This window comes from Actinomadura darangshiensis, assembly GCF_004349235.1.
GTDB classification, from domain to species: domain Bacteria; phylum Actinomycetota; class Actinomycetes; order Streptosporangiales; family Streptosporangiaceae; genus Spirillospora; species Spirillospora darangshiensis.
Map to the genome: position 1 here is coordinate 1 of NZ_SMKY01000445.1, position 5,382 is coordinate 5,382.

General features: G+C 73.5%; 3 protein-coding genes. 1 reads left to right on the forward strand and 2 read right to left on the reverse strand.

The annotated features are described in order from the left end of the window. On the reverse strand, window positions 1–805 hold an 805-nt coding region (locus E1293_RS44120; protein ID WP_132205662.1), incomplete at its 3' end, for a dienelactone hydrolase family protein. A gap of 90 nt (window positions 806–895) precedes the next feature. Here E1293_RS44120 and E1293_RS44125 point away from each other — a divergent pair. Next, a complete protein-coding gene (locus tag E1293_RS44125; protein WP_243717478.1) occupies window positions 896–1,867 on the forward strand; it encodes a GlxA family transcriptional regulator in 972 nt (323 codons plus the stop codon). A 20-nt stretch (window positions 1,868–1,887) separates the two neighbouring features. On the opposite strand, the gene E1293_RS44130 is transcribed toward E1293_RS44125, so the two are convergent. Further along, entirely contained in the window at window positions 1,888–5,268 is a 3,381-nt protein-coding gene (locus E1293_RS44130) for a DUF4132 domain-containing protein (protein WP_132205666.1), read from the reverse strand. Window positions 5,269–5,382 lie beyond the last annotated feature (114 nt).

Sequence of the window (5,382 nt, forward strand, 5' to 3'; positions counted from 1 at the left end):
TGGTTAGGTGGGTGAGGATTTCGTCTCTTGCCTTCAGGGTTGGGTGGCCTGCCTCGTCGACTAGGTGGGCGGTGGTGACGCTGTGGGGGGTTTCGACCACGTCGCGGAAGAACGGGGGCGGGTCGGTGTTGGCGGAGGCGCCCGGTAGGACGCGGCCGTCGAAGGCGTCGCCTAGGAGTGCCCGGTAGGCGGCGAAGCGCTGGCCGGTGCACCAGCGGTCGTTGTCGAAACGGTAGGCGAGGACCTTCAGCCCGTCGCGCTCGACGCGGGCCTGGACGGCGCGGGCGTCCTCGTCGCTGAGTTCGAGTCCCGCGGGGTCGTCCAGGGGCAGCGACGGGTGGTTGACCACCGGCGCGATGACGGACGGCTCAAGCGTCATGGTGAGGGCGAAGTTGCCGGTGAAGCACAAGCCGATCGCGCCGACTCCCGGACCGCCGCATTCGGCGTGGGCCTGGCGTGCGAGCCCCCGCAGCCACGCCGTGACGGGACTGGTGCCGCCCCCGGCGAACGCCCGGAACTCGGCGCTGACGCATGCGCGCCGGACGACCTCCGCCCCGCCCTCGGCCGTGGGGTAGGCGCCGTCGACACCGAACAGGGAGGGGACGTAGACGGTGAAGCCCGCGTCCCGTATCCACCGCGCCAGGCGGAGGACGTCCGGGCTGATGCCTGGCATCTCCGGCATCAGGACGACGCCGGGCCCGGCCCCCGAGACGTAGACCGTCTTCACCACCCCGTCCACGTCCACACGTCGGCGGGAGAAGTCCGTGATCGCGTCGTCAAGACGCCCCTTGTTGTCAGTGCTCATGGGGATAAGCGTGGACCGGTCCGTCTGTGGTGCGTGATAGGCCAGATCGCCATGTTCTGGGGTAATCTCGCCACTGGTGAGGAGGCCGGTGTGAGCGCATTGCGGGTCGGGGTGCTGGCCTATCCGGGGTGTTTCGCGTCCGAGGTGTTCGGCGTGCCCGATCTGTTGACGATGGCCGCGCACATCGCAGGCCCGGACCGCGACGGCTACGAGGTGTCGATCGTCTCGCCGCGTCGTCGCGTCGCCGTGTCCGGTGGTGCGGTGCTGGCCGTGTCTCCGCTGCGCGACGTCGATGTCCTGGTCGTGCCGGGGTTCGAGCTCCTGCCCGGCCTCGATGTGGACGCGAAACTTGCGTCGCTTGCCCCCGAGATCGCGGCGATCCGCTCCCACGCCGCCGCGGGCGAGGCCGTCGTCGCGATCTGCGTCGGGGCGTTTCTGCTGGCCGAGGCGGGCCTGCTCAAGCGGCGGCGGGCGACGACGGCGTGGCTCTTCGCGGACGAGCTGGCGCGGCGCTGCCCGGACGCCGACGTCCGGCCCGAGCACATGGTCGTCACCGACACGGGGGTGACGACGACGGCGGCGTTCAGCGCCATGTACGACTTCGCGCTGGGGCTGATCCGCCGCCACAGCGGCGCCGGCGTGGCGCGCAGGACCGCGCGGGTCGCACTCGTCGACGACGCGCGATCGTCCCAGGCCCCGTACGTGGACGCCGGGCTTCTCCCGCAGCCGGGGAACGAGTTCTCCCGCAGGGTCATGCGGCGGCTCGACCAGAACCTCGCCGCCCGCTACGACCTCGCCGCGCTGTCGGACGCCTTCAACGTCAGCACCCGGACGCTCCTGCGCCGCTTCGCACAGGAGACGGGTCAGAGCCCGCTGGAGTACCTGCAGTCGGCGCGCGTCCGGCGCGCCCGCCACCTACTGGAGACCACGGACGGCACCGTCGCCGCCATCGCCGCCACCGTCGGCTACCGGGACCCCGGCACCTTCGCCGCACTCTTCGCCAAGCACACCGGCCGACGTCCAAGGGACTACCGCACGTCCTTCTGCCGCAGGACGGCCTGAGCAGCAGGGCGGTGCAGGGGTTACTTGGGGGCGGTCAGCCAGGTCAGGTCGGCCAGAGTCTCCGAGGCGATCACCGGGTCCAGGGCGCCGAGGCGGGCCGGGGCGGCTGGCCCGGCCGTTAGGCGGACGGTCGTGATTCGCTGCTGCGGCTCGTCCTCTGGAGGGCCGAAGGGCAGGCCCGGGTCCAGGTCGAGCAGGACGCTTCGGCCGACGGGCAGCGCGAGAAACATCCCGGAACCATCGCGCGTCCATCCCCGGTGGCGCATCGACAGGACCCGCAGCGTGGACACCGCCACATCCTCGAATCGGGCGAGGACGTCGCCGCGTGACTCCTCGTCAGTGAGCGCGTGTGTTCCCCTCTCGACCTGGGCGAACGGCTGCAGGATCTCGTAGTCCTCCAATGCCTCACGCCAGGCGGCGAGGTCGCCGCCCAGGTGCAGGGGGTGCGCGATGCCGACGGACGCCGTGCCGGGCAGCGTGAACGCGTTCTCGTGCACGTCGGCGAACGTACGGTCCTCAGCGACCCGGAACGCGGTCGTCGCGCCGTCCACCTCGGCCAGCCAGACGAGGCGGCGGGCGATGTGCCAGAGCAGGGGGTGCGCGACGAACAGCTCCCGGAACTCGGTCGCGGTCCACCGCCGCCGCGCGACCATGGCCCGCTCCAGGCGCCGGATCTGCTCGGCGGACGCCGTCCGCGCCACCTTCTTCATCGAGGAGAACCGCTGGTACGCGGCCGGCGCCAGGTCGGGGTCGTCGTTCGCGCCCGGCCTGGGCAGTGCCTTGCGCCGCCGCCCGTCCTCGCCGGCGACGAACGGGACGAGCGCCTCGTCGAAGCCCACGGTGAAGCGGCGCGGCCCGTAGTCGAGCGTCATGCTGCCGTCGTCGTCCAGGCCGAAGTCCGGCACCGTGCGGTCCGCGAGTTGCTCGCGCGTCAGGCCGCGGCTCTCCGCGATCTCCGTGATCTTGTCGCCCGCCCGCGCTCTGAGCCCCTTGAACTTCACCCGCTGGGAGATGCCGTGCAGATGCATGAGCGCCAGGTCGGTGCCGATCTCGGCGAGCACGTCCAGTCCGCGCACCGCCTTCTGGTGGCCGCCCTCGCCGGGCCAGACCTGGATCGCCGCGGCCAGCCTCCGCACCGTCCCGTCGTCGCCCAGTAGGCCGAGCTGGTCGAGCGCCCAGCGGTCGTCGGCGGGTGCGCCGTGCGACTCCCAGCGCTCGAACAACGCCCAGGAGAACTCGGCCAGGGAACGGCGGTCGCACAGCTCGCCGACCAGGTCGACGCCCGCGTACGGCTCGCCCGGCCTCGACATCGCCAGCATCGTGAGGACGTGGCCCGCCGCCTCGGCGGGCAGCGCCCGCCCCCGGCCCCGCAGCAGGATCTGCGGCAGAGCGCCGGGATTGGCCCAGTCGCCGACGACCGGCATCCGGTCCGACAGGAAGTCCAGCGGGTCGGCCACCAGCGCCTCGATCGCGCTCGCCGCCGCATCGCCGAGGCCGCGCGCGGCCGCCACGATCTCGGCGGGGCCGAGCCGGCCGGCGAGCAGCCGCAGTGCCCCCTCGGCCTGCCTCCGCGCCCGTCCGGGCTTGCCGAGGGCGGCGGGGAACAGCATCGGGGCGGCATCGGCGCCGTGCCGGCCGAACCAGTTGATCGCCCCCCGCCGGGCAGCCGTCTTCCGGGTCAGCCAGTCGGCGGCCAGCGCCGCGACCTCGGCGTCCAGGTAGGGGAGCAGAAGCCCGCCGCATGCCGCGGAGTCGGCCTTCGCCGCCCGCAAGGCGAATCCGAGGGCGTCGTCGCCGAAGCGGCCCACCACGCACTTCATCCACGGCACGTCGGAGGAGTCCCACCACCAGTCCGGGGTGTCCCGGCCGGCGAGCAGGGGCCGGGCCACTTCGTCGGGCCCCAGCGCGAGCAGCTCGGATATCTCGATCCAGGTCAGCTCGCCGGACCGGTACCGGTCGGCCACCGCCTCCCAGTCGGTGCCGGCGGGATCGGGATTCCGCCTGGACAGGAACGGCGGGACGGACCATGCCTCCCGCTCACCGGGCGCCCACGCCATCCGCTGCTCGGCGGGCGGCTCCAATCCCGCGATGACGACCGGTTTCCGCGCCGCGCGCCCGCGTGTCCACGGCGGCTCGACCAGCAGTGCGGGAAGGTCGTCCGGCTCCGCTTCGGGCACCCGCGCGCCGTCCTCGTCGACGGCCGCACGGGACCCGGCCGGCATCGCCGCGACCAGTTCCGGGTGGGCCCGGACGTGGCCGGCGAGCAGATCGGTGGCGCCGGCCGCGGCAAGCAGCCGCAGCGCCCGCGCCGGGAACCTCGTCATCGCCTGGGCCAGCGCTGCCCCGGCCTGCCCGTCGGCGGACCGGTCGAGCAGCACCTGGAACGCCTCGTCGTAAGGCATCAGGCTGATCACGCGGAGCAGCCTCCTGCGCTCCTCCGCGGTGGCCGCGGCGCCGCCGTCCAACCCGTGGACGAACAGCGGGAGCGCGGCCGCTCCGGCGGTGTCGGCCAGCGTGACGAGCGCGTCCATGGGGTGGTCGTCCCAGGCCAGGATGCCCTTCGGGAGGCGTTCCGGCGTGCCGATCGCGACCATCAGCCACTCCAGCCCGGACGGGTGGTCGTCGAGCCAGTCCTGGCACTCCGCCAGCCAGTCCTCCCGCGTCGGGATCAGATAGGACGCGACCACCTTCTGCTGGACGGTCCGGCGGCGCCCGGCCAGCCCCTCGACGGCCACGCTGTAGTCACCGTCGTCCGCCGCCGCCAGCAGCGTCCGCATGCGCTGGGCGGCTTCCCGCCCCAGCCAGAGTTCCGCGCCGGGCCGGAACCGTATCTTCCCGTGGTCGGCCCAGCTCGCCGCGACGGTGCTCATCTCGGCCAGCGCGCACGCCGCGAACGCCACGCCGTGCTCCGCACTCCAGGCGTCCACGAGCGTGCGCTGGAGGTTCTGGAGGGACTCGGGAGCACCGCCTCCCCTCGACCAGCCGCCGTAGGACGTCCGGGTCCAGTCGCGCTGCGTACCGTCCGGCCGCTCATCGGGGGCGCCGTCGTCCGCGCCGGCCCAGACACCGCCCTTCCTGACCCAGTCGGAGGGTGAGGCAGCGGTGCCGGGGATGGTGCTGGCGACCTTCCATGGGATCAAGGCGGCCGCCGCCGCGCCCACCGGGTCGGCCTCGCCCGCGAGGTACCGCCGCGCGCCGTCCACCCATGCCGCACCGGGCAGGATCCTGGCGATCAACGAATCCGGCTGCGGCCGCTGCTCCCGCAGCCGCGCCGCGGCGGCCTTGTCGATCCTGACCGCGGGGCCGGGGTGGCCGCCTCGGCGGGGATGCAGCCGGCGCCGCAGTTCGGGCGGAAGCCGCAGAACGTCCTCATCCCCCACCGGACGGTGTCGATCACTCATGCCGGACACCGTAGGGCAGCCGCACGACGTTCCGGCGGGCCCGCGCGGGATGCGCGCGGGCCCTGCCGTCAGGTCAGCCGGTGACCGGGAGGTCGCCGGGGACCGGGGTCGGGG